Here is a 23,079-nt window from a genome sequence, read left to right as displayed (position 1 = left end):
AGAACTTAGAACTTAGAATTAAGAACTAAAACTTCTAAATTTTCTCTTTTCTATACTTCTTGACTTCTGAGTGTAGTATAATCTTCAAATCAATAAATTAGCAAATTAATAAATCAAGATAAAATGCCCAAAGTTCAACTTATAGATCCGACCGAAGCACGCAAACCCGGCTTTGTGGAGTTTCAACCGATACCTGTCAACCAGTACCAGAAAACGGTACAAGATGAAAAAGAGAATTTTACCACAGAGGAATTCAAGGCGATTTACCATGATATGGTATTGATCCGTGAATTTGAAACCATGTTGAATCTGATCAAGACGCAGGGAGAATACAACGGTACTCCCTATAATCATCCCGGTCCCGCTCACTTGTCTATCGGACAGGAATCGTCGGCAGTGGGTATGGCCTGGACGCTGACGGTGGACGATTTTATTTTCGGGAGCCACCGTTCACATGGCGAAATCCTGGCCAAAGGAATGTCAGCCATCCATCAACTGGATGACCATCAGCTCATGGATATCATGGAGAATTTTTTTGATGGTGTGATCTATGAGATCGTGAGAAAAGATTTTGAAGGATCGGTCAAAGAACTGGCAAAAAGATTTCTGGTATATGGTACATTGGCCGAGATCTTTGCCCGTAAAACCGGTTTCAATAAAGGATTAGGAGGCTCCATGCATGCCTTCTTCACTCCGTTCGGCGTCTATCCCAACAATGCCATCGTGGGCGGATCGGGCGATATAGCCGTCGGCGCTGCTTTATACAAAAAAGTGAACCGCAAGCCGGGATTGGTCGTGGCAAATATCGGGGATGCTTCCATGGCATGTGGCCCGGTGTGGGAAGGAATCACCTTTGCTGCAATGGACCAATTCAAAGAACTTTGGAAGGGTGATATGAAAGGTGGTCTTCCGGTAATCATCAATATCATGAATAACCAGTATGGTATGGGAGGGCAGACCTGTGGTGAAACCATGGGGTATGGTATCGCTGCCCGTATCGGGGCCGGAGTGAATCCGGAACAAATGCACGCTGAACGGGTGGACGGATATAATCCGTTGGCTGTTATCGATGCTTATAAGCGTAAACGTAAAGTGATCGAAGAAAAGAGAGGCCCTGTCCTGTTAGATGTACTCACCTACCGTTATAGCGGACACTCACCCTCCGATGCTTCGTCGTACCGCTCTAAAGAAGAGGTGGAAGCATGGGAATCGCAGGACGGTATCCGCAGCTACGGTGAGCAGTTGCTGGAAGCGGGAGTAGCTACTCAGGCCGAACTCGACTCTATCTCCGACAATATACGGGCTCTGGTATACGAAATGTTCCTGAAATCGATCGATGATGAGATATCACCAAAGATGGAGAATCCGGATGTTATCGGCGACATGATGTTTTCTGACGGTTCGGTGGACAGTTTCTCCAATGAAAAACCGGAGGTGCTGATTCCGATGGAAGAAAACCCACGGGTGAAAAAGATCGCAAACAAAGAACGTTTTGCATTCGATGCTGAAGGTAAGCCGTTCAGTAAGATGAAACAGTTTCAATTGCGCGATGCTCTTTTCGAGGCGATTATCGATCGTTTCTATAAGGATGCATCCCTGATCGCTTACGGTGAGGAAAACCGTGACTGGGGTGGTGCGTTTGCTGTTTATGGAGGACTGACCGAGTCACTGCCCTATCACCGCCTGTTCAATTCGCCAATCTCAGAGGCATCCATCGTGGGAACGGCTATCGGCTACGCCATGTGCGGCGGGCGTGTGATTCCCGAAATCATGTATTGCGATTTCATCGGCCGTGCCGGAGATGAGATTTTTAATCAGTTGCCCAAATGGCAGTCAATGAGCGGGAATGTGCTGAAAATGCCGGTGGTTGTCCGTGTTTCCGTGGGATCGAAATATGGTGCACAGCACTCGCAGGACTGGACGTCGCTTGTAGCCCATATCCCGGGTTTGAAAGTATGCTTCCCCGTGACGCCTTATGATGCCAAGGGATTGATGAATACCGCATTGCAGGGTACCGATCCTGTGATTTTCTTTGAAAGCCAACGTATATACGATATAGGTGAGCAGTTCCATGAAGGAGGTGTTCCTGCCGGTTACTACGAAATACCTATTGGTGAACCGGATGTGAAGAAAGAGGGTAGGGATATTACGTTCCTGACCATTGGCCATACCCTCTATCCGGCTTTAGAAGCCGCGAAGGAACTGGAAGACAAATACGGTATGAGCGCAGAAGTGATAGATGCCCGCTCGTTGGTACCTTTCAACTATGAAAAGGTATTGGAGTCGGTAAAGAAAACCGGAAAAATCATCGTTGCCGGTGATGCCACCGCACGTGGATCATTCCTTAATGACCTCGCTGCCAATATCGGTCAACTCGCATTCGATTGGCTCGATGCACCCGTATGTGTGTTGGGTTCACGCAACTGGATCACTCCGGCATTTGAACTCGAGCAGTCTTTCTTCCCCCAGCCAGACTGGTTCCTGGATATGATCAATGAACGGATCCAACCGCTTAAAGGTTATATCCCCGTACAGAACTTTACCGATGGGGAGTTGATCAGAAGAGCAAAGAAAGGTGTTTAAGTTGATGTGATAATTCGATGATGTGAAGATTTGGTGATTAATCAATCTGCTAATCGGTATATCGGTAAATATTCTAATTAATTATTTGATGATGAGCCAATTGGGCAGGTCGGCTGTTGTAAAAGTAAACGCGCACCTGCATACACCATACTCTTTCAGTGCCTTTGCCGATGTCAATGATGCATTGGACAGGGCGGTTGCCGAGGATGTAAAAGTGGTGGGAATAAACGATTTTTACACTACAGAAGGATATCAGGAGTGGGCTGATGGTTGTAATAAGCGACAACTCTATCCTCTTTTCGGTATCGAATTTATCAGCCTGAATGAAGAGGACCAGAAAGCGGGACTGCGTGTGAATGATCCTGCAAATCCGGGACGTACCTATCTGAGTGGAAAAGGATTGTCATATCCTTTCCGGTTAGAGGAGCCCTATGCAACAATGTTATCCAATGTTCGGGATGAGGCCAATCGACAGGTAGAAGCAATGTGCAACAAACTGAACGGCCTGCTTCGACGGAAAGAATGTGGTTTTAAGCTTGATTTCAAACGGATAACCGACGAATTGACAAAAGGACAAATTCGTGAGCGCCATTTGGCAAAAGCGTTGCGCATAAATGTCTATGAAGTTTGTGATAATGACGAGTCGAAAATAAAGGAATTGTTGGAGTTGCTCTTTGATGGAAAGATGCTGAAATCGGCGGTGGATAACCTTGCCGGCGTGGAAAATGAGATCCGGGGTAACCTGTTGAAAGCGGGTGGGGCAGCATTTGTTCCGGAAGAGGCTACTGCTTTCCTGCCGATGGAGACAGTACAGAAAATCATCATTGCTGCCGGTGGTATTCCTACTTATCCCTTTTTAGCAGATGATATAAATGGGAATTATACTGATTTTGAAAGAGATCCGGAACGGGTAGCCAAACAGCTCACGCAACGGGGATTTCATTCGGTTGAATTTATCACAACCCGCAACGATGTCCGGCTTTTGGAAAAATATGCCGGCTATCTTTATGAACAGGGTTTTGTGGTGACTTTCGGCAGTGAACATAATACGCCTGCAATGGAGCCAATTGAACTATTTGCCCGGGGAGGTGCACCTTTGACCGAAAAACTTATGGAGATTAATTACAAAGGGGCTTGTCTCATTGCGGCACATCAACATTTAGTAAAACAGGGATTGAACGGATATATAGATCAGAACGGTTATGCGGACCGCTCTAAACGGCATGAACTGGAAGCTTTAGGTGATCAACTCATTTCGAACTGAGGGTCCCCACAAAATATCTAAATGTCTCTGCTTTAGTTGCAATCATATGGCTTACGAAACTGAATACATATAAAAAACATGATAAAGATGGAACAGCATTCTCAAACCTTTCTACCTGAAAACGACATTTTCGGAATACGGGATTTAATATATATATCACGGTTCTACGGACAAGACAGTCGTTTTGTGATAGCTGGTGGCGGTAATACATCCTACAAGAATAAAGAGAAAATATGGGTAAAGGCCAGTGGCGCGGCATTGGCAACGATTACCGAAGAAGGTTTTGCCGTGCTCGACAGAAATAAGCTCGAAATCATGTCGGAGAAAATGTATAGTCCGAATTCGACGGAGCGGGAAGAGCAGGTGAAGAACGATCTGGCCGAAGCTACCCTTACCAAAGGGAAGCGTCCTTCGGTGGAGACATCGATGCACAATGTGATTGACTATCCTTTTGTGGTCCATCTGCATCCGACGGCAGTGAACGGATTGATGTGCGCTCAAAATGCAGAGTCCGAACTGAAACGGCTTTTCGGTGAAAAAGCATTGTATGTGGAATATACTGATCCGGGTTATGTGCTATTCAAAAAGGTATATGACCGGATCAAAGAGTATCGTGCGGCATACGCCGAGGAACCCCAGGTGATCTGGTTGCAGAACCACGGTATTTTTGTCGCTGCTACTACCATCGCAGAGGTACAGTCGATCTATTCAGAGATACTTCACAAACTGGAGCAGGCTGTTTCTACGCCGTTACCCTCCGGCGAAAGAGATACCTGCCGTTGTACAGAAGAAATCTTGCCGGCTCTTCGGATGATGCTGTCTGGCAGCGGATTGAAAACGCTGACGGTAAGGAAAAATGAACTGATCAAATATTTTTACGATAATCCCGGTAAACAGCAGGATATTGCCAAACCATTTACTCCCGATGCCATTGTTTATTGCAAATCGAATTATATTTTCCTGAACGATGAGACACCCGAAGCCGTGTTGGAAGAAGCCCGGAAGACGATCCCTTCGTTTACGGGGAAACTGGGTTATCAACCTAAAGTAATACTGATAAAAGGAATTGGACTGGTCGCTGTAGGTGATAATGCCAAACAGTGCGATATCATTCTGGATGTGTTTGAAGACGCAATGAAAGTAGCCTATCTTTCACATTCATTCGGCGGACCGCACCCAATGACGCAGGAGCAGATAGATTTTATCGACAACTGGGAGGTGGAAAACTACCGCCGTAGCGTGTCGGCAGGAATATCCCGGGGACGTGCGGAAAATAAAACCATTGTGATTACCGGTGCTGCCCAGGGTTTCGGAGAGGGGATCGGGCGATGCCTGTTACAGGAAGGAGCCAATATCGTGATCGCCGACCTGAATGAAGAGGCGGGTAGGGTCACGGCCGAAGAGTTCAACCGTATTGCGAAAAGCAACAGGGCCTTTTTTGTGAAAACGAATGTAGCTGAAACGGCAAGCCTGGAGAATCTTATCCACGAGACCGTATGCCATTTCGGGGCAATTGATTGCTTTATCAGTAACGCCGGAGTGCTTCGTGCGGGTGATCTGGACGATATGACACCCGAGAATTTTGATTTCGTCACCAGAATAAATTACAGCGCCTACTTCTATTGTACGAAAATTGTCAGCAAAATCATGAAGTTGCAGACAAAGTATGCTTTGGGCGATTATTATGCCGATATTATCCAGATCAATTCCAAATCGGGACTGCAAGGCAGTAAAGCCAATTTCGCCTATGCCGGAGGGAAGTTCGGGGGTATCGGGCTTACCCAGTCTTTTGCTTTGGAGCTGGCCCCATACCGTATCAAAGTCAACTCTGTTTGTCCGGGGAACTTCTATGAAGGACCTCTCTGGAGTGATCCGGAAAACGGGCTCTTTGTGCAATACCTGAAAGCAGGTAAGGTACCGGGAGCAAAAACTATAGAGGATGTGAAAGCGTTCTATTTATCTAAAGTCCCTATGGGAAAAGGTTGTACGCCCGAAGATGTAACCAGGGGAGTACTTTACCTGATGGAGCAGTGCGGTGAGACAGGACAGGCTTTGCCGATCACCGGCGGGCAGGTGATGCTTTCTTAGACAAAAGAATCAAGAACCAAGATTCAAGACAAAGGACAAGTTGAGATGCATAATTTTAAAAAATTAGATATTTGGAATAAATCAGTGGAATTTGTTGCTGATATATACCGGCTAGTCAATAGGTTTCCTCAAATTGAACGTTTCGGATTGGTTACTCAAATGCAAAGAGCTGCAGTTTCCATACCTACTAATATTGCCGAAGGTTCAGCAAAGTCAAGTAATAAAGATTTTGCACGTTTTCTTGAAATATCACTTGGATCCGCTTATGAATTAGAGACAGAGTTACTGGTATCTTTTAAATTATCATATATTGAAGCTGAAACATATGAACAATTCCAACAAAAACTATCAGAATTGCAGCGTATGATAAATGGTTTCAAGGACACTTTATAGTATAAAATTGTCATATAACCGTCCTAAATCATGACTCTCATGTCTTGATTCTTGGATCTTGGTTCTTGGCTCTAACAATAATTATATGAAAACGAGAGCAGTTAGATTGTACGGCAAAAAAGACTTGCGTCTGGAAGAATTTGATTTGCCGCCCATCAAAGAGGATGAAATCCTGGCCAAAGTGGTGACCGATTCATTGTGCATGTCATCCTATAAAGCTTCTTCACAAGGGACGGATCACAAGCGTATTCCCGATGACGTAGCGGAAAATCCTATTATCATCGGTCATGAATTCGCCGGTGAATTGCTGGAAGTGGGTTCCAAATGGGCTCATAAATTTAAAGCAGGGGATAAGTTCTCCATTCAACCGGCACTCTACTACGAGAATGGCCCCGTGGGTATCCTGAGCGCTCCCGGTTATAGTTACAAATATATCGGCGGAGATGCCACCTATGTGATTATTCCTAACGAAGTAATGGAGCAGGACTGCTTATTGAAATTTACGGGTGAGGGATATTATCCTGCGTCGCTGGCAGAGCCGCTCTCCTGTGTAATCGGTGCGATGCATGCCAACTACCATACTACTCCCGGCAGTTATAAGCACAAGATGGAGATTGTGGATGGAGGAAAGATGGCTATTCTTGCGGGTGTCGGTCCAATGGGACTTGCAGCTATCAACTATGTGCTCCATCGTGAAGACCGTAAACCATCACTGTTGGTGGTGACCGATGTAGACCAGGCCCGGTTAGATAGGGCTGCCTCAATCTATACGGTTGAATTTGCCGAATCCAGGGGAATTGATCTCCATTATATCAATACCGGTGCGATGGAAGACCCGGTGAAAGAACTTAAAACTCTGAGTGGTAATTCCGGTTATGATGATGTGTTTGTCTTCGCACCGGTCAGACCGGTAGTAGAGCAGGGGGATGCTATACTGGCATTCGACGGTTGCCTCAATTTCTTTGCCGGACCCAGTGACCCCAATTTCAGCGCCACGTTCAACTTCTACAATGTACATTATGCCTATACACATATTGTCGGCACCAGTGGAGGTAATAACGACGATATGGTGGAAGCACTCGATATTATGAGTAAAGGACTTGATCCAGCCGGACTGATCACCCATATTGGTGGATTGAATGCAGTAGCCGATGCGACCAACAACCTGCCCAATATCCCGGGTGGAAAGAAGCTGATCTATACACATATTGATATGCCGCTCACTCCGATATCCGACTTTGAAAAGCTTGGTGAGACCGACGAACTTTTTAAAGAACTGGCTGTTATCTGTAGTCGCTATAAGGGATTGTGGAGCGTGGAAGCGGAGGCCTTTTTACTGGCTAACAGCAAATAATGATGTGATAATTTACTGATTTGATGATATGCTGATTAGTGTTTATAATCTGCTAATCAGTACATAGATAAATCTACTAATCAATTTTAGTCTTTACTCTTTATTCAATAAAAATGAAACAATTAGATGTGAATTTAATGCATCCGGTGGAACAGATCAATGTGATCATCGGAAGAATATATAGCAGGGGGATGACCACTACTTCCGGAGGAAATATCTCCATCAGGGATAAAAACGGCGATATTTGGATTACCCCTTCGGGAGTGGATAAAGGGTCGCTTACTACCAAAGATATCATGCAGGTGAAGAGGGATGGAACCATTATCGGGGTGCATAAACCCTCTTCGGAGCTCCCTTTCCATAAAGCTATTTATGAAGCCAGACCCGAAATAACCGCTATCATCCACGCCCATCCGCCTGCACTGGTCGCTTTTAGTATTGCAGGTATTGTTCCCGACACCAAGATCGTTCCGCAGGCACACAACATTTGCGGGGATATAGGATTTGCACCTTATGGAACTCCCGGTAGTGAGGATCTGGGCGAGAAGATCGCTTTTGAGTTCAAGGATACCCGTTATAAGGCGGTGATCATGGAGAATCACGGGATAGTACTGGGTGGAACCGATATGATGGATGCCTATCAGCGGTTCGAAACGCTGGAGTTCTGCTGCCGCACTATTGTGAATGCCAAAAGACTGGGACAGGTGAATTATCTGACTGATGAACAAGTGGCACAGTATGTAAATCACTTGCCGAGAAACATCTCTCATTTTATGGATATTGAGCATCCTTCCGATGAACGGGCAATCCGTACGGAGATGGTGAATATTATCCGTCGGGCCTGTGATCAGGGGATGATGATATCGACCTATGGTACGGTGTCTGTACGTTGGAGAGGTAATGATTTTCTGATTACACCAAGTAATGTAGCGCGATGGGATATTGTACCGGGAGATATCGTCCAGATAAAGAATGGCATGGCCGAAGCGGGAAAAACACCCAGCAGGTCGGTAGCCCTGCATCAACGTATTTACCAGTTGAACCCGCATATCAACTCTATCATCTGCACACAATCGGTGAATCTGATGGCACACGCGGTGAGCGGCTCAAAATTTGATGTACGCACAATCCCCGAAAGTTGGATCTTCCTCCAGGATGTCCCCTCCATTCCTTTCGGGCTGATCTATAATGATGTGGATAGTGTGGCGAAAATGTTTAACCACAATCGGGTTATTCTGGTAGAAAACGACAGTGTTTTTGTGACAGGTGATAAATTGTTGAATACGTTCGACTATCTGGAAGTAGCTGAATTTTCAGCTAACTCGCTGGTGATGGCCTCTTCGATCGGCTCTTTGCAACCCATGGGTGACAAGGAGATCGACGAACTGCGCATCGCGTTTAATGTAAAATGACAATAATGCATTTTAGATGATGGTTGATGATGGTTGATTAAATATCAATGACCTATGAATTTATTAGAGCAATTGAAGCTGTATACCAAAGTAGTGGCTGATACGGGCGATTTTGCTTCTATTGAAGCATACAAACCGGTCGATGCAACTACGAATCCTTCTTTGATTTATACTGCATCGCAAGACCCGAAGTATGCTTCGCTGGTAGATGATGCTATTGCCTATGGTAAAACGCAGCTAACCGGCAAATCCGGGCAATTGGCAAAAGCGATGGATAAGTTGGCCGTGAATTTCGGATTAAAGATTTTGGAAATTGTTCCAGGAAGGGTTTCTACTGAAGTCGATGCCCGCTTGTCGTTTGACACTGAAGCGTCGCTGATCAAAGCCCGGGAATTGATAGCTCTCTATGAGACATCGGGGATTTCGAGAGAACGGATATTGATAAAACTCGCATCCACCTGGGAAGGGATAAAGGCCGCAGAAATACTTGAGAAAGAAGGAATTCATTGTAACCTGACCCTTCTCTTCTCTTTTGCACAAGCGGTTGCGTGTGCCGAAGCGGGTGTCCGTCTGATATCTCCCTTTGTGGGCCGGATTCTGGATTGGTACAAAAAAGAACGGGGTGTTCCGGAAATTGCCGCTCATGAAGATCCGGGAGTGCTTTCTGTGAAAAAGATTTTCAATTATTACAAGAAGTTTGGTTATAAGACCCAGGTGATGGGAGCCAGCTTCCGTAATATCGGAGAGATAGTGGAACTTGCCGGATGTGAATTGTTGACTATTGCTCCAAAGTTCCTCAAAGAGCTGGAGAATACCGAAGGTGTCTTGGTCCGGAAATTGAGTGAGGAGGCTGCCAGACAATCTGGGATTGAAAAAATCAGTATCGATGAGAAAACATTTCGGTGGATGATCAACGAAGATGCTATGGCCACAGAAAAACTGGCGGAAGGGATCAGAAACTTTACGAAAGACTTAGAGAAACTCGAAGAACAAATGGTGAAAAGGCTGTAATCCTGCCACCGTGAATATCATCGAGTCTTGTTTCATACCGGGTTTATTCCAACATTATCACTCCAACCACAATAGCGATACCGGTTATTTCATCATTGGGGATTTCAAACGGAGGGTATTCTTTATTTTCAGACACTGCAAGAATATTGTTATTGTCTTTACCCTCTTTTATTCTTTTAACCAAAACGCCTTGCTCACGGGTTGCTATAACGTAACATTTATTCCACTGTATAAAACGACTCCCTCTTATAATGGTACAGGCTATTATATCACCGGAATTGTATTTCGGATACATGGATGATCCGCTAACCTCTATCATGAAATCAACTTTATGGTATTTAAATTTAGGTATAACGTAATAATCCTCTATATCCTGGGGAGCTATCTGGAAATCCGGATTCCCGAATTTTGCAATGGCAATGGGATTGATTAACGGTATCGGGGTTAAATCAGTAACGTTGCCGGCCGTTTGTTTCTTATCTACGAATGAATCTGGTTGATCCGCCATCATTACAACCGCATGTTGTGTTGTCCCTTTTAACATCGACCCTTTACCGGTGAGAAGCCATTCAGTATTGATTTCCGGATAAACTGATAAGATATATTCTAATTTATCTACACCTATTGTCTTTTTATTTCTCAATTGAGATCCAAAAGATCCATTTGAAAAGCCAACACTCTCCTCAAAACGTTTTATGCTAATGCCTTTATAATCAATGTACTCTTTTAACCGGTCAAGCGCAGACATAAACCATAGAAAATATCTTATTAAAAATTTGCATATTTAGAAAATATCTTATATTTTTGTAAAATGTATCAAATTCAACACGTTGTAAAGGTAAGCAATTTCTAAGTAAAAATAAATATGGAACCGAAAAAATTGGTAAAACCGACACTTCCTCAATTTTTACCACATGGCTGGAAAACCGAGGTAGCAAAAGTGCTGGGAGTACATCCGATGACTATTACCAGAAATATAAAAAGAGGCAAAGGGTATATGTATGAACGTATCGTTGCGACTGCCGCAGCAAAATACGGTGAGAAACGAGAAGCCGGACAATAGTTTTTTAAAACAGTACTGTGCACGTACACCATGAATGATTTTGAAAAAATTAAATAATGAAATTGTAGAAACTATATACCATAGAAACTGAGATGACTTTACAAAATGAACGCTTAAATACAAAGCACTCTTATAGATTGCGTTATCAAATTATTAATCTAAAACAAATAAAAAATGAAATGAAAAGAAAATTAAATCTTTTATTATGTATTCTCCTTCTCTTTCCTTTAAGTTTGTTTGCACAACAGATCCAAGTGAAAGGAAAGGTTGTAGAGGCAGAAACGGATGAATCTCTGCCGGGTGTAAGTATCATCGTGGACAAGTCGACAAGAGGGGTTACTACGGACGTGGACGGAACGTTTGAAATAAGGGTGTCTCCTTCCGACAAGTTGGTTTTTTCCTTTCTTGGAATGACCCCTCAAACCATTGAAGTAGGAAACAAGACGTATATCGAAGTAGCACTGTATCCATTAGCCAGTGAGTTGGACGAAGTTACGGTTGTCGCTTTCGGCACACAAAAGAAAGAGAGTGTAATTGCCTCTGTATCTACAGTAAGACCATCCGAACTGCAAGTTCCTTCAAGTAACCTTACTACCGCTTTTGCCGGACGAATTGCCGGATTGATATCTTACCAAAGGACCGGAGAACCGGGACAGGATAATGCCCAATTTTTTATCCGTGGCGTTACCAGTTTCGGTACAGGTAAAGTAGATCCGTTGATCCTGATCGATGGCGTGGAAATGACAACCGAGGACCTTGCCCGGCTAACAACCGATGATATTGCCAGTTTTTCTATCATGAAAGATGCCAATGCGACCGCTTTGTATGGTGCAAGGGGAGCCAACGGAGTCATATTGGTGACTACAAAAGAGGGCCGGGAAGGGGGTGTAAAAGTTCAGTTCCGTACGGAGGGTTCTTATTCTTCCCCAACAAAGAACATCGAATTGGCAGATCCGGTTACCTTTATGAAACTGCATAACGAGGCGGTACGCACGCGATCTCCCGGAACGCGTCTTCCGTATGACGAAAAGAAAATCAATTATACGGAAAGAGGTATAGATCCGGTACGTTACCCGGCAACCGACTGGCAGGATATGCTATTCGATAAGAATACATTTAATCAGCGTTATAACTTGAATATCAGTGGGGGAGGAAAGGTCGCCCGCTATTATATAGCCGCTTCCTATTCGGTTGATAATGGAATTCTTAAAGTAGATAAACGGCAGAATTTCAATAACAATATCAAATTGAATAAATATTCGTTGCGTTCAAATGTAAATGTGAATCTGACGCCAACCACGGAAGCCATCATACGTTTGAACGGAATGTTCGACGATTATCAGGGGCCACTGGATGGAGGAACCGATTTGTATATGAAATCCATCTATGCTAATCCGGTTTACTTTTTACCTTATTATGAACCGGACGAGGCAAACAAGTTTGCAAAACATATTCTCTTTGGAAATTCAACCACAGGAAGTTCCCTAAATCCCTATGCAGAGATGTTGAAAGGGTATAAATCGAACGATCGTTCAACCATGTATGTGCAATTCGAATTGAAGCAAAATCTGGATTTTATTACCAAAGGGTTATCCTTAAGAGGTATGTTCAATGTAAACCGGTTTGCTCAATTAGAGGTCAGAAGGCAGTATTTCCCGTTTTATTATAGCTTAGCTCCTGCGGTTGCCGGCATGGATAGTTATCGGTTGATTGCACTGAATCCTGATGGAGGAACCGATTTCTTAAACTATGTTCCGGGAGATCGAAAAATGGAAAATACCATGTATTTTGAAAGTGCTTTGCAATACAATACCACGATTGCCGAACAACATACCCTGTCCGGATTATTGGTCGGCACAGTACGGGAAAAGAAAGATAACACCTACAACACCTTGCAACTATCTCTTCCCCAGCGTAATGCGGGATTGGCAGGAAGGGCCACTTACAGTTACGACGACCGTTATTTCTTTGAAGCCAATTTCGGATACAATGGTTCTGAGCGTTTTTCAGCAAACGAACGATGGGGATTTTTCCCTTCCGCGGGTTTAGGCTGGATTGTCACCAACGAAAAGTTTATGGAACCATTGATTAATACAATCTCCAAACTAAAACTCAAAGCAACTTACGGCTTAGTTGGAAATGATGAAATCGGAGCGCAAGAAGATCGTTTTTACTATCTTTCGGATTTGAATATGTTCGACAGTGGCAGAGGGATCTCTTTCGGCGATAATTTTGGTTATTCTCAGTCCGGCATCTCTATTGGCCGTTATGCAGATCCTTATATTACCTGGGAGATCAGCCGCAAGAGCAATTATGGTCTGGAATTGAATCTATGGAACAGCCTGGAAATACAAGCCGATTATTTTACAGAAAACCGAAGCAATATTCTTCAGACACGTGCAGATATTCCGACTACCATGGGATTGCAGGCAATACCCAAAGCCAATATCGGTGAAGCAAAGGGAAGTGGAGTAGATATTTCTGTGGATTACAATAAAGCCTTCAATAAAGATCTATGGGCTGTGTTAAGGGGTAATTTTACCTATGCGACGAGTGAATATGTAATTTACGAAGAACCGGATTATTCCAGTGTCCCATGGAGGTCGCGCGTAGGAAGGAGTATTTCCCAGCAATGGGGATTTATAGCCGAACGTCTTTTTATTGATGATGAAGAAGTGAAAAACTCTCCCACTCAGACTTTCGGAGAATATGGTGCGGGAGATATTAAATATAAAGATATCAATAGAGATGGACAAATTGATGAAAACGACCTGGTTCCGATAGGTTATCCGAAAACACCGGAAATCATTTATGGATTCGGTTTTTCAGCCGGTTATAAAGGTTTCGATGCGTCTGTTTTTTTCCAGGGTTCGGCTCGCTCTTCTTTTTGGATCAACTCTAACAATGCTGTACACGACATTTCTCCCTTTATTAACGATCGTTCCTTATTGAAAGCAATTGCAGAGAGCCATTGGTCGGAAGATAACCGCGATATCTATGCTTTCTGGCCCCGGCTTTCTGAAACAAGTATCAGCAATAATAATCAACCAAGTACATGGTGGTTGCGTAACGGTTCATTTTTGAGACTAAAAACAGCTGAGATCGGCTATACGCTACCCGGAGATTTAGTAAAAAAGACACATCTGCAAAATATACGTGTATATGCGTCAGGAAGCAATCTGTTTTTGTGGAGTGGCTTCAAGCTGTGGGATATTGAGCAGAGTGACAGGGCTTTTAATTATCCTCCGCAACGGATAGTGAATGTAGGTGTGAATATTGAGTTCTAACGATTAAAAAAAGTATTTTATGAAACATATGATAGAAACGACAAAACTATTGGTTGTATGCCTTAGTGTGTTTTTTTTCGCAAAGTGCTCCGACTATCTGAATGTAGTGCCTGACGGAGTAGCGACGCTGGATAATGCCTTTTCCAACCGGTTTAATTCCGAAAAATTCCTGTTTTCCTGCTATAATATGCTACCGAATCAGAACGATCCGTTTACCTATCCGGGGAATGTCGGATTTGATGAAATATGGTGGGATATTGATGTAAGCGGTTTAAATACCCGAAGCGGTTCACGGATTGCCCGGAATGATCAGAATTCTGCAGCCCCCTTTCAAAATTATTGGGATGGTGCACGGGACGGGAGACCATTATGGGTAGGGATACGCGATTGTAATATATTTCTGAATAATATACACAAGGTTCCTGACCTGCAAACATGGGAAAGATCCCGCTGGATTTCAGAAGTGAAATTTATTAAAGCTTATCTCCACTTTTTCCTTTTACAATTATACGGACCGATACCTATTATGGATACGGACGTTCCGGTAAATGCTTCACCTGAAGAAGTGCGCGTTTATCGTGAACCGGTAGAAGAGGTCATTGAATATATTGTAAATCTGTTGGATGAATCAATGGAACATCTTCCCGGTTATATCGAAGAAAGCACCACCGAAATGGGGCGTATTACCAAACCGATAGCAGCATCGGTAAAAGCAAAAGTACTGGTGTGGGCGGCCAGCCCGCTGTTTAACGGCAATCCCGATTATGCGAATTTTAAAGATAACCGGGATATACCCTTTTTCCCTACTACAGCTGACAACAGTAAATGGATCCAAGCGCTTGAAGCGATCAGGGAGGCTATTGATATTTGTCATGATAACGGTCATGCATTATACCGTTATCAACGTGGTTTTGAGACAATGTCGGATACGACCCTGCTGAAATATACGCTAAGGGGCGCTGTGTCGGAAAGGCCTTATCTGAATCCGGAAATTATCTGGGCGCATCCGGCCTACACAAACGCCAATCAGTTCCAGAATTATTGTACACCTAAATTCTTTAGCAGTTATGGAGGTACAGCCGAATTGAGTGCTACATTGAAGATAGCGGAACAATATTATACGAAAAACGGAGTGCCGATTGACGAAGATCGGGATTGGGATTATTCTACGCGTTATGAAACAAGGCTGGATACCGGTGCATTCCATAAATATTATATCGGTAAAGGAGAAACAACCGCAAAACTGAATTATTACCGGGAACCCCGTTTTTATGCACATTTAGCGTTCGATCGCAGCCTTTATGAAGCTCTGGCTCAAAAAGAGGAAGAAACGATCGTTATCAAAAATAGAAGCGGAGACAGTCATGGTGTAGTGTTTTCCGATGCCCATATATCCACAGGTTATTTTATAAAAAAATTAGTTAGTTTCCGGTCAGGGACTACAACCACCTCTCCAAGCCCTGTAAGGTTTTCTATTCCCGTGGTCCGGTTAAGTGATCTTTACCTGTTATATGCTGAAGCGCTGAATGAAACAAAAGCCGCACCTGACCGGGAAGTTTATCAATGGGTTGATAGTATCCGTCTCCGCGCCGGATTGGAAGGTGTAGTCGATTCCTGGGGCAAATATTCCAACATTCCGGGTAAGCCGTCCTCCAAAGAAGGTATGCGGGAGATCATCAAGCGGGAACGCATGATAGAATTGGCATTCGAGGGACAACGTCCTTTTGATCTCCGCCGCTGGAAAGACGCTGTACGCTATATGAACCAGCCAGTACAGGGTTGGGACTACCAGGGAGTCAAGCTGGATGAATACTATGTAGTGGTCACTTATTATAATAACCGTAATTATACAATGAAAGATTACCTCTGGCCTTTGAGGACCGGCACTCTTATTCAAAACCCCAATTTGGTACAAAATCCAGGATGGTAGATAATTATAACCAAACACAAAAAATATCAGAATATGAAGCGAAAGAAAATAAATATAAAAAAGCCACTTTTCTGTTTCAACATAACAGGATTTGTGGTCGTATTCCTTATTTTTTCCTCGTGTAGTGAAGACAAAATAGGGCAGAATCCTACCGACAGCACCCCGCCGTTACCTGTAACAAATGTACGTACGGAGCCGATACCAGGAGGCGCAAAAATCTTTTATGACACGCCAAACGAAACGGATATCTCTTATGTAACGTGTGAATACTTGTTTCAAGGAAAGAAAAAAATATCCCGCGCATCCATTTATAACGATTTTGTAACCGTAGAAGGATTATCCGATATAAGTCCCTGTGAATACATCCTTTATCTGGTTGATCACAGTGAGAACAAATCAGCACCTTATGTGGATTCATTCATTCCCCTAGAACCTCCCTATCAGACTATATTTAAAACATTGGAGATGGAGCCTGATTTCGGAGGAGTGGTGATTCGCTGGAAAAATGAAGGAAATGTGATGATTGGGGCTTTTCTCCTGGCGATGGGTGATGACGGTGAATGGGAAGAATATGATCTGGCCTTTTCAACATTGAAGGAAGACAAACGTTCTATCAGGGGATACAATACTGATCCACGCTTATTTGCTGTTTGTCTGATGGATAAGTTCGGAAACTATACGGATACATTGAAACTGGAACAGATTCCGTTGTATGAAAAAGAATTAGACAAAAAACTCTTTAAAGACGGGCACTTAGCGGGCGATAATACGACTTCACATAATAGTCGTCCGATAAGCAATATCTGGGATGGCAGTATTTCCGTGATATGGCATACGGTCCCCGATGCAGGATTTACCCCTCCGCAGACATTTACCATTGATCTGGGAGTGGAAGCCAAACTAAGCCGTATGATGCTATGGAACAGGCAGGACGGTTTTATCTTTGCCCAACACAATGTACGTTATTTTGAGGTATGGGGTACAAAAGAACTGAAATATCCTATTAACGACGTCAATTACTCAACCGGCCCATGGCGTGATGACTGGATCTTGTTAGGCGACTTTGAGCAAATCAAACCGTCCGGTCTTCCGTTAGGACAGACAAATGACGAAGATGTTGCAGCCACTGCTGCCGGAGGCGAATATATATTTGAATCCGGAGTGGGTGAAATACGATATATCCGTTTCGTTGTAAAAGAGACATGGGCGAGAACCGCCGCTTTGCATATTGCCGAAGTATCCGTATTTGGTGATGATGGTGTGAGAGATGTAGAATGATTAATTAAATTACACGAAAGAAAATGAATAAACATATAATTTTAAAAAACTATATCGGGAGAAGAGGCCGTTCCTTCATTATCTTACCTGTATTTCTTTTCATGATGATGGTAGCCTGTGACGATATGAACAGTATTCATCAGGAATATTATGACAGGGGTGAAGATATTTATACGGGTGTGGTAGATTCGATCAAAGTTCATCCCGGCTATGAAAAAGTCCTGCTTGAATGGGAAATAAATGCGGATCCGCGTATTACCAAAGTAGTGATATATTGGAATCAACGGACAGATTCTGTGCTTATTGACGTAAATCGTACACAAAGCGGGGCCATTCAGATGAATCATTATCTTGAAAACCTGAGAGAAGGGGATTATACTTTTGAATTTATCACACGAGATAATGAAGGTCATTATTCTATGGTACAGCAAGCTGCAGTATTGATTTACGGTGAATCATACACACAAACGTTAAGGAACAGGAACGTTGCATCTATAGCCAAGCAAACGGATGGAAGCATGTTAATTACATGGGATCCAATATCAAACAGAGAAATTCAGTATACAACTATAACTTATACGAAAGATGGCATCACAGAGTTTGTCCGTATAGAAAATACAGATACGGAAACTTCTTTAACAGAACTCGAGACAGGAGATAAAATCAATATTTTTACAACCTATCTTCCCGAAAACGCATTGGAAACTTTGGATTCTCCTGTAAGAGAATATACGCTGCCTAAATTGGAGAGAGAAATCAATAAAGCAAAGTTTTCAATCATTGTTTTAACAGGTGATAATACTTCGGTAAATAACAGCCGTGATCTTTCCCGAATATGGGATGGGTCGCCAACGAATCCGAATATCCTGCATACGGTAGAGAATGCTGCCGGGTTTAATTTCCCGCATCATTTCACCTTCGATATGGGAGTACTGGCTGAAATCAGCCGTTTACGTATCTGGCCGAGAACAGATGCCGGAGCTTTTACCGGCCATAGTCCCCGTTATTTTGAGATCTGGGGTACCAATGAACTGAAAAATGCTTCCGATGATGAAACCTATTGGAAGACGGAGGCCTGGAAAGAAGACTGGAAGCTTATGGGAGATCATGAGATCATAAGGCCTGGAAGTGATCAGGCTGCAGCATGGGCTGCCGGTTGGGAATATGATGTAAATGAAGAGATCGGACGGGTACGATATATCCGGCTGGTCATCAAGAATCAGAATTGGCAGGGATCCAATTGTGTAAATATCGGAGAAATAACACTATGGGGTGATGACCTGTAAACTCCGGGATTTAACTTGAAAAGGGGGAGTGGCGGAGTGTATATCTGCCGCTCCCCTATTTCTATCAGTACCTTTCCATAATTAATATCCAGTCATTGTTTTTTCCTGATGACGGTGGATTTGCCTCGAAAGAGCCTTTGGCTGCTTTGGTACCTATCCCGGTTTTTTTACCTGTACGGGGATTAAACCAGTTAAGTTTTATTTTTTTTGTTCCGGAAATTTTTTCCAGAGATACTTCCAGACTATTTCCATGCGGGAAGTACACAAATGCGTATCCATCTCCTTTTGTTGCGATAGCAAAGTCCTTAGTGTCCGTTTGCTCAGTTAAGATAATGGTGTTGTCAGGGTGTCTGCTGAAAAAATCATAAGACTCGAATAACCTGCGGGCATGTATCAGATCCCAGGCGCCCGGCAAGTCAAGAACATCATACCAGTTGTTACGGACGCCTCCTACCGGCACATATTCCGGAGCCATGAACTGCCATATGGGGTGACAACCGTAGGTATGTCCGAACGCTCCACTGAATAAACTCCAATACAATGCGTGTCGTACGTTACTTTCATCAAACCACAGATCGACGCCTTCAGGCTGCCCTCTTACCGGGTGATCTTCGTAACAGGGTTCCAGATTGATGGCCGGTTTAGTGGGTTGTCTGTTATAATCCCCGGTAATCAGCTTTTCAAAGATATCGTAGGTATAATAGGCATGTCCGGTCTGACAACTATTGAAATCGAGCCAATCGTAATCATGAAACCAACTTCCGGATGTTTCCGCACCAATCGGATGGAAGGTCATGAGATGATTGTTATCTGCCGATTTGATTCCTTTGCCCATAGCGTCCCAGATGTCTTTGTTCCTGCCACCACCACTGCGATCTCCTCCGTTGATCCAGATGATATTGGGGAAATCTTTGTAACGTTCTCCCAAATATTGCCCGTAAGCATAAGCATTGTCGGTATCGAATATTACAGGGCCTGTTCCCCATTGAATATCCACTTTATCCCCCCATGTAGGTAGCAGGCCAATATACATTCCCTTTTCTGCGGCTTTGTGTATTACTTTATCGACCCATGCAAAATAAGCTTCATTAGGTTTATGAGGATCGTTATCAAGAAGAGGCCTGTCACCGTTTTTGTTAGGAGTGTTGAGCCCGTTCAATTCAGCAAGGATCACTGCCTGGATCACGTTAAACCCTTTTTCCCTGCGGTTCTCAAAGTAGGTGTCTATCTCCGTTTCATTCAATCTGTGAAACAACTCCCATGCCGTATCGCCGAGATAAAAGAATGGCGTGCCGTCGGCATGGCAAAGGAACCGTTTGCTGGGATGGACTTCCAACCTGCCATGAGAAAAATCAACCGCTTTCCCTTGCCATTTATCTTCCTGGGCATGTAGCATATACGTAGAAAAAATGAATCCAAGAGCAAAAAATAATACCCTGATCTTATGGTTTGTGTTCATGATTGTATGTTGTTGATAATAGATATATTATTCCTTAAGTCTTAAGTTGCAAAAATATGCTGCAGAACAAATATACATGATTTTTCTAATAAATAATAGGTTTTCTGCTTGTTTTGATGTATTTTCACCCATAGAAAAGTTGAATAATTCAGGTTATGTCTATCAAATCGTTCCATTAAAAAGGTTACTGCATATGAAAATGAAATTTATCCTGTTTCTGTTGCCTCTGGTAGTGTATTTTTCTATGTGCCGGGATGTGAAAAAGTCCTCCGACCCCCGCGACGTCGTTGTGGATACGACGATGATAAAAATGCTGATTCCCGGCGATGGCTCGGGCGTATGGTCGGGAGGAGACGGTGCGATTTCCGTTCCGATTAAAAAAGACAAGAGCCTCTGGCTTTTCGGGGATTCTTTCATGGGAAGGATCGTAGACGGGAAACGCGATAGGGAAAAGTCCCGGATGGTATTCGGTAACCTGATCGTGGAACTGGACGGCGAAAAGTCCCGGACCATTCATACCGGCACGCCGGAGAGCCCTGCCCCGGTCGTGGTCAGTGAGAAAGTGGACGGGCATAATACCGTTTACTGGCCGCACCACGGATTTGTTAAAAACAATATTCTCCACGTGCTGATGACGCAGATCGTTTTCGAAAAGCCGGGTATGTGGGGATTCCGTGCTAACCAGATACGTTATTTCCGCCTGCGCCTTCCCGATTACACCCTTATAGACGACGAGCCGGTGGATTCCTATAAGGTCAACGGCGTCAATCTTGGATTCGGCTTTCATGAACACGAGGGCTATTATTATTGCTACGGCAATCACGTGGAAGGTTTTTCCGCAACCCTGCATGCCGCACGGGCGAAATTGGTCGACGACAAATTACAGGAATGGGAATATTTCGACGGAACGGACTGGAGCGGAGATCCGGAGGCTACACGACCACTCGAAGGAATCGACGTGGGCGTGAGTTCCCAGTTCAGCGTTTTTCCCTATCAAGATAAATTTATTTTGTTGGTTCAGGGAAGGATGGTAAGAGAAATATACACATTCATTTCCGACAGCCCGACGGGTCCCTGGCGTAATAAGAAGCTGATCTACACTGTGCCGGAGCCGATCGAAGACGAAAGATTGTTTGCATACAATGCCATGGCACATCCGCAGTACGAGCGGGACGGAATGTTCCTGGTCAGCTATTGCATGAATACGAGCGACGTGGAACAGGCGTGGAACGACGTGAGGGCAACCATCCCGTATTTTATCTGGATTACTTATGAGATGGTGCTGAATGAAGTCCCGCAACAACCGGATCCGGAGAATGTCTCATAAAAGTAATGTAAATATCATTGCAGCCATATCTCTTTCATTGTTTCCTCCAAGTTCATCCCCTGGGGAAAATCCGGTGTACGTGTATTGGCATGGCATTTTCTGACAGGTTGACCGCTTCCGGGAACCATGATCCGGCATACGGGCATCTGCAGGAATCCATTGGGATCGTTTTCTCGTATCCAGTTATAGGCGTAACACAACCAATCTTTTTGATATGCTTCGCTCTGAAGACAAAACCATGTAATTTCATCATATCCCCACACAAAATGAGAATCGACGGTTGCCTGTCCCGGGGTATCACTCACTCCGAAATTATCAAACTCTACTAGATAGGGCAGCGATTCGCAATACCATCCGGAAGGTGTAATACTTCCTTCACTACGGACAAAGAAAGAGTCTCTATATCCTTTTTCTAAAATGCAATGTTGCGGTTTTTCCGGGATTTCCTTCATCCGCAGAGGGAAAGAGTTGAAATCCAACAGGCTTTTTCCCTCAACGACCATCCCGCCAAAGGGTGTATGCGCATCGAGCAATACCCAGTTTCTGCGGGCATGTTTTCCGGCATAACTCCGTATTTTATCAAGCACTTTCGTCCAGTGTTCGTAATTCTGGTCTTCCATACCTATCAGGGCAATTTGTCCCAGATGAAGGGCTTCACAACCTATATTTATATAACAGCCGGCTAAAAACATAAACCATAATTGTGTTTCTGTTCTGGTTATATCGGGAACGCTTGTCTTTTCGTTCCAAAACCCAACAAATTTTCCATTCAGGTTCAACATATCATCGTAGTGAAAATTACGCTGTTCGGCAGGCATACCCAATTCAGCAAAAACCCATTCAGGGATCCTGATATTGTTTACCCCGACACTTACCGCTTCAAAAAGTGCTGCCTGGAAAATAACATCAGGATCATTTTTGTGCACTTTTGCTGCCAGGATTTTCGCGTTATCCAAAAAATCAGGATTATTCAATGCTTCTTCGTCGCCCCAACGATAAATTGATCGTCCAATAAATTTGGCACCCATATTTTGTATCAATTTTATATCCCGTTCCTTATCGGGATAAGTTGCGTCGTTACAAAAAGGGTCTACGGTTAAAAATTCCGCCATTGTAACAGCCCTGTCGAGATAGTTTTCAAGATTTTTCCTGGTTATTCCTGCTCCATCAAATATATATCCTGATTTTTGATCATTCCCGCTACCATTACTACACATCACAACCAGTATACACAGGCAAGTTATTCCTTCTACTCCTATCTGACGGAACCTATCGAGTATAGTTATATCTTTTCTGCCAAACCAGCGCCAGGTCTTTTCCATAATTTATTTTGCTTTCTTTGTT

Annotated in this window: 16 protein-coding genes; 13 read left to right on the top strand and 3 right to left on the bottom strand. The window is 43.7% G+C overall.

Annotated features, from left to right (window positions below; all coding sequences use genetic code 11):
- The first annotated feature begins 123 nt into the window (after positions 1–123).
- The 7 genes from F597_RS0116855 to tal all read left to right on the top strand — a co-directional run bounded on the left by F597_RS0116855 (position 124) and on the right by tal (position 10,105).
- Positions 124–2,583 (top strand): alpha-ketoacid dehydrogenase subunit alpha/beta, encoded by a 2,460-nt coding sequence (locus F597_RS0116855; RefSeq protein ID WP_019540929.1) that lies wholly within the window; start codon positions 124–126, stop codon positions 2,581–2,583.
- An 88-nt stretch (positions 2,584–2,671) separates the two neighbouring features.
- The gene (locus F597_RS0116850; protein ID WP_019540928.1) at positions 2,672–3,847 is read left to right on the top strand and encodes a PHP domain-containing protein; all 1,176 of its coding nucleotides are present in this window, start codon (positions 2,672–2,674) and stop codon (positions 3,845–3,847) included.
- A 78-nt stretch (positions 3,848–3,925) separates the two neighbouring features.
- Complete coding sequence (locus tag F597_RS0116845; protein WP_019540927.1) at positions 3,926–5,935, top strand: SDR family NAD(P)-dependent oxidoreductase; 2,010 nt, start codon at positions 3,926–3,928, stop codon at positions 5,933–5,935.
- A 45-nt stretch (positions 5,936–5,980) separates the two neighbouring features.
- Positions 5,981–6,328, top strand: coding sequence for a four helix bundle protein (locus tag F597_RS0116840; RefSeq protein WP_019540926.1), 348 nt, complete (start codon positions 5,981–5,983; stop codon positions 6,326–6,328).
- An 85-nt stretch (positions 6,329–6,413) separates the two neighbouring features.
- A complete protein-coding gene (locus F597_RS0116835) occupies positions 6,414–7,682 on the top strand; it encodes a zinc-binding dehydrogenase (RefSeq protein WP_026327570.1) in 1,269 nt (422 codons plus the stop codon).
- A gap of 113 nt (positions 7,683–7,795) precedes the next feature.
- Positions 7,796–9,094 (top strand): class II aldolase/adducin family protein, encoded by a 1,299-nt coding sequence (locus F597_RS0116830; RefSeq protein ID WP_019540924.1) that lies wholly within the window; start codon positions 7,796–7,798, stop codon positions 9,092–9,094.
- Positions 9,095–9,148: 54 nt separating this feature from the next.
- Complete coding sequence (gene tal, locus F597_RS0116825; RefSeq protein ID WP_019540923.1) at positions 9,149–10,105, top strand: transaldolase; 957 nt, start codon at positions 9,149–9,151, stop codon at positions 10,103–10,105.
- Positions 10,106–10,148: 43 nt separating this feature from the next.
- Here the strand turns inward: tal and F597_RS0116820 are convergent, their stop codons facing one another.
- On the bottom strand, positions 10,149–10,853 hold the full coding sequence (locus tag F597_RS0116820) for a S24 family peptidase (protein ID WP_019540922.1): 705 nt from the start codon (positions 10,851–10,853) through the stop codon (positions 10,149–10,151).
- Positions 10,854–10,970: 117 nt separating this feature from the next.
- On the opposite strand from F597_RS0116820, the gene F597_RS0116815 reads away from it, so the two are divergent.
- The 5 genes from F597_RS0116815 to F597_RS21800 all read left to right on the top strand — a co-directional run bounded on the left by F597_RS0116815 (position 10,971) and on the right by F597_RS21800 (position 18,949).
- The gene (locus F597_RS0116815; RefSeq protein WP_019540921.1) at positions 10,971–11,168 is read left to right on the top strand and encodes a hypothetical protein; all 198 of its coding nucleotides are present in this window, start codon (positions 10,971–10,973) and stop codon (positions 11,166–11,168) included.
- Positions 11,169–11,347: 179 nt separating this feature from the next.
- Entirely contained in the window at positions 11,348–14,455 is a 3,108-nt protein-coding gene (locus tag F597_RS0116810) for a SusC/RagA family TonB-linked outer membrane protein (RefSeq protein ID WP_019540920.1), read from the top strand.
- 19 nt (positions 14,456–14,474) lie between these two features.
- Positions 14,475–16,385 (top strand): RagB/SusD family nutrient uptake outer membrane protein, encoded by a 1,911-nt coding sequence (locus F597_RS0116805; protein ID WP_019540919.1) that lies wholly within the window; start codon positions 14,475–14,477, stop codon positions 16,383–16,385.
- 33 nt (positions 16,386–16,418) lie between these two features.
- Entirely contained in the window at positions 16,419–17,663 is a 1,245-nt protein-coding gene (locus F597_RS0116800; RefSeq protein ID WP_019540918.1) for a DUF5000 domain-containing lipoprotein, read from the top strand.
- 23 nt (positions 17,664–17,686) lie between these two features.
- Positions 17,687–18,949, top strand: coding sequence for a DUF4998 domain-containing protein (locus tag F597_RS21800; RefSeq protein WP_019540917.1), 1,263 nt, complete (start codon positions 17,687–17,689; stop codon positions 18,947–18,949).
- Positions 18,950–19,013: 64 nt separating this feature from the next.
- On the opposite strand, the gene F597_RS0116790 is transcribed toward F597_RS21800, so the two are convergent.
- Positions 19,014–20,408: a glycoside hydrolase family 140 protein gene (locus F597_RS0116790; RefSeq protein ID WP_019540916.1), complete on the bottom strand. Its 1,395-nt coding sequence runs from the start codon at positions 20,406–20,408 to the stop codon at positions 19,014–19,016.
- A gap of 193 nt (positions 20,409–20,601) precedes the next feature.
- Here F597_RS0116790 and F597_RS0116785 point away from each other — a divergent pair, with 193 nt between their 5' ends.
- Positions 20,602–21,735 carry a glycoside hydrolase family 183 protein gene (locus tag F597_RS0116785; protein ID WP_019540915.1) on the top strand — a complete coding sequence of 378 codons (1,134 nt, stop codon included), beginning with the start codon at positions 20,602–20,604 and terminating at the stop codon, positions 21,733–21,735.
- A 14-nt stretch (positions 21,736–21,749) separates the two neighbouring features.
- Here the strand turns inward: F597_RS0116785 and F597_RS0116780 are convergent, their stop codons facing one another.
- On the bottom strand, positions 21,750–23,057 hold the full coding sequence (locus F597_RS0116780; protein WP_019540914.1) for a hypothetical protein: 1,308 nt from the start codon (positions 23,055–23,057) through the stop codon (positions 21,750–21,752).
- Positions 23,058–23,079: the final 22 nt, after the last annotated feature.

Origin of the sequence: Proteiniphilum acetatigenes DSM 18083 (genome assembly GCF_000380985.1) — a bacterium.
Taxonomy (GTDB): Bacteria; Bacteroidota; Bacteroidia; order Bacteroidales; family Dysgonomonadaceae; genus Proteiniphilum; species Proteiniphilum acetatigenes.
Note: the sequence above shows the minus strand (reverse complement) of the source record. Positions and strands in the feature narration are given on the sequence as shown.

Bases quoted from the DNA above. Each gene is read 5' to 3' on its own strand.
- F597_RS0116820 (WP_019540922.1), bottom strand. From the start codon at position 10,853: ATGTCTGCGCTTGACCGGTTAAAAGAGTACATTGATTATAAAGGCATT.
- F597_RS0116815 (WP_019540921.1), top strand. From the start codon at position 10,971: ATGGAACCGAAAAAATTGGTAAAACCGACACTTCCTCAATTTTTACCA.
- F597_RS0116805 (WP_019540919.1), top strand. From the start codon at position 14,475: ATGAAACATATGATAGAAACGACAAAACTATTGGTTGTATGCCTTAGT.
- F597_RS0116835 (WP_026327570.1), top strand. From the start codon at position 6,414: ATGAAAACGAGAGCAGTTAGATTGTACGGCAAAAAAGACTTGCGTCTG.
- F597_RS0116830 (WP_019540924.1), top strand. From the start codon at position 7,796: ATGAAACAATTAGATGTGAATTTAATGCATCCGGTGGAACAGATCAAT.
- F597_RS0116780 (WP_019540914.1), bottom strand. From the start codon at position 23,057: ATGGAAAAGACCTGGCGCTGGTTTGGCAGAAAAGATATAACTATACTC.
- F597_RS0116790 (WP_019540916.1), bottom strand. From the start codon at position 20,408: ATGAACACAAACCATAAGATCAGGGTATTATTTTTTGCTCTTGGATTC.
- F597_RS0116855 (WP_019540929.1), top strand. From the start codon at position 124: ATGCCCAAAGTTCAACTTATAGATCCGACCGAAGCACGCAAACCCGGC.
- F597_RS0116785 (WP_019540915.1), top strand. From the start codon at position 20,602: ATGAAAATGAAATTTATCCTGTTTCTGTTGCCTCTGGTAGTGTATTTT.
- F597_RS0116810 (WP_019540920.1), top strand. From the start codon at position 11,348: ATGAAAAGAAAATTAAATCTTTTATTATGTATTCTCCTTCTCTTTCCT.
- F597_RS0116845 (WP_019540927.1), top strand. From the start codon at position 3,926: ATGATAAAGATGGAACAGCATTCTCAAACCTTTCTACCTGAAAACGAC.
- F597_RS0116840 (WP_019540926.1), top strand. From the start codon at position 5,981: ATGCATAATTTTAAAAAATTAGATATTTGGAATAAATCAGTGGAATTT.
- F597_RS0116800 (WP_019540918.1), top strand. From the start codon at position 16,419: ATGAAGCGAAAGAAAATAAATATAAAAAAGCCACTTTTCTGTTTCAAC.
- tal (WP_019540923.1), top strand. From the start codon at position 9,149: ATGAATTTATTAGAGCAATTGAAGCTGTATACCAAAGTAGTGGCTGAT.
- F597_RS21800 (WP_019540917.1), top strand. From the start codon at position 17,687: ATGAATAAACATATAATTTTAAAAAACTATATCGGGAGAAGAGGCCGT.
- F597_RS0116850 (WP_019540928.1), top strand. From the start codon at position 2,672: ATGATGAGCCAATTGGGCAGGTCGGCTGTTGTAAAAGTAAACGCGCAC.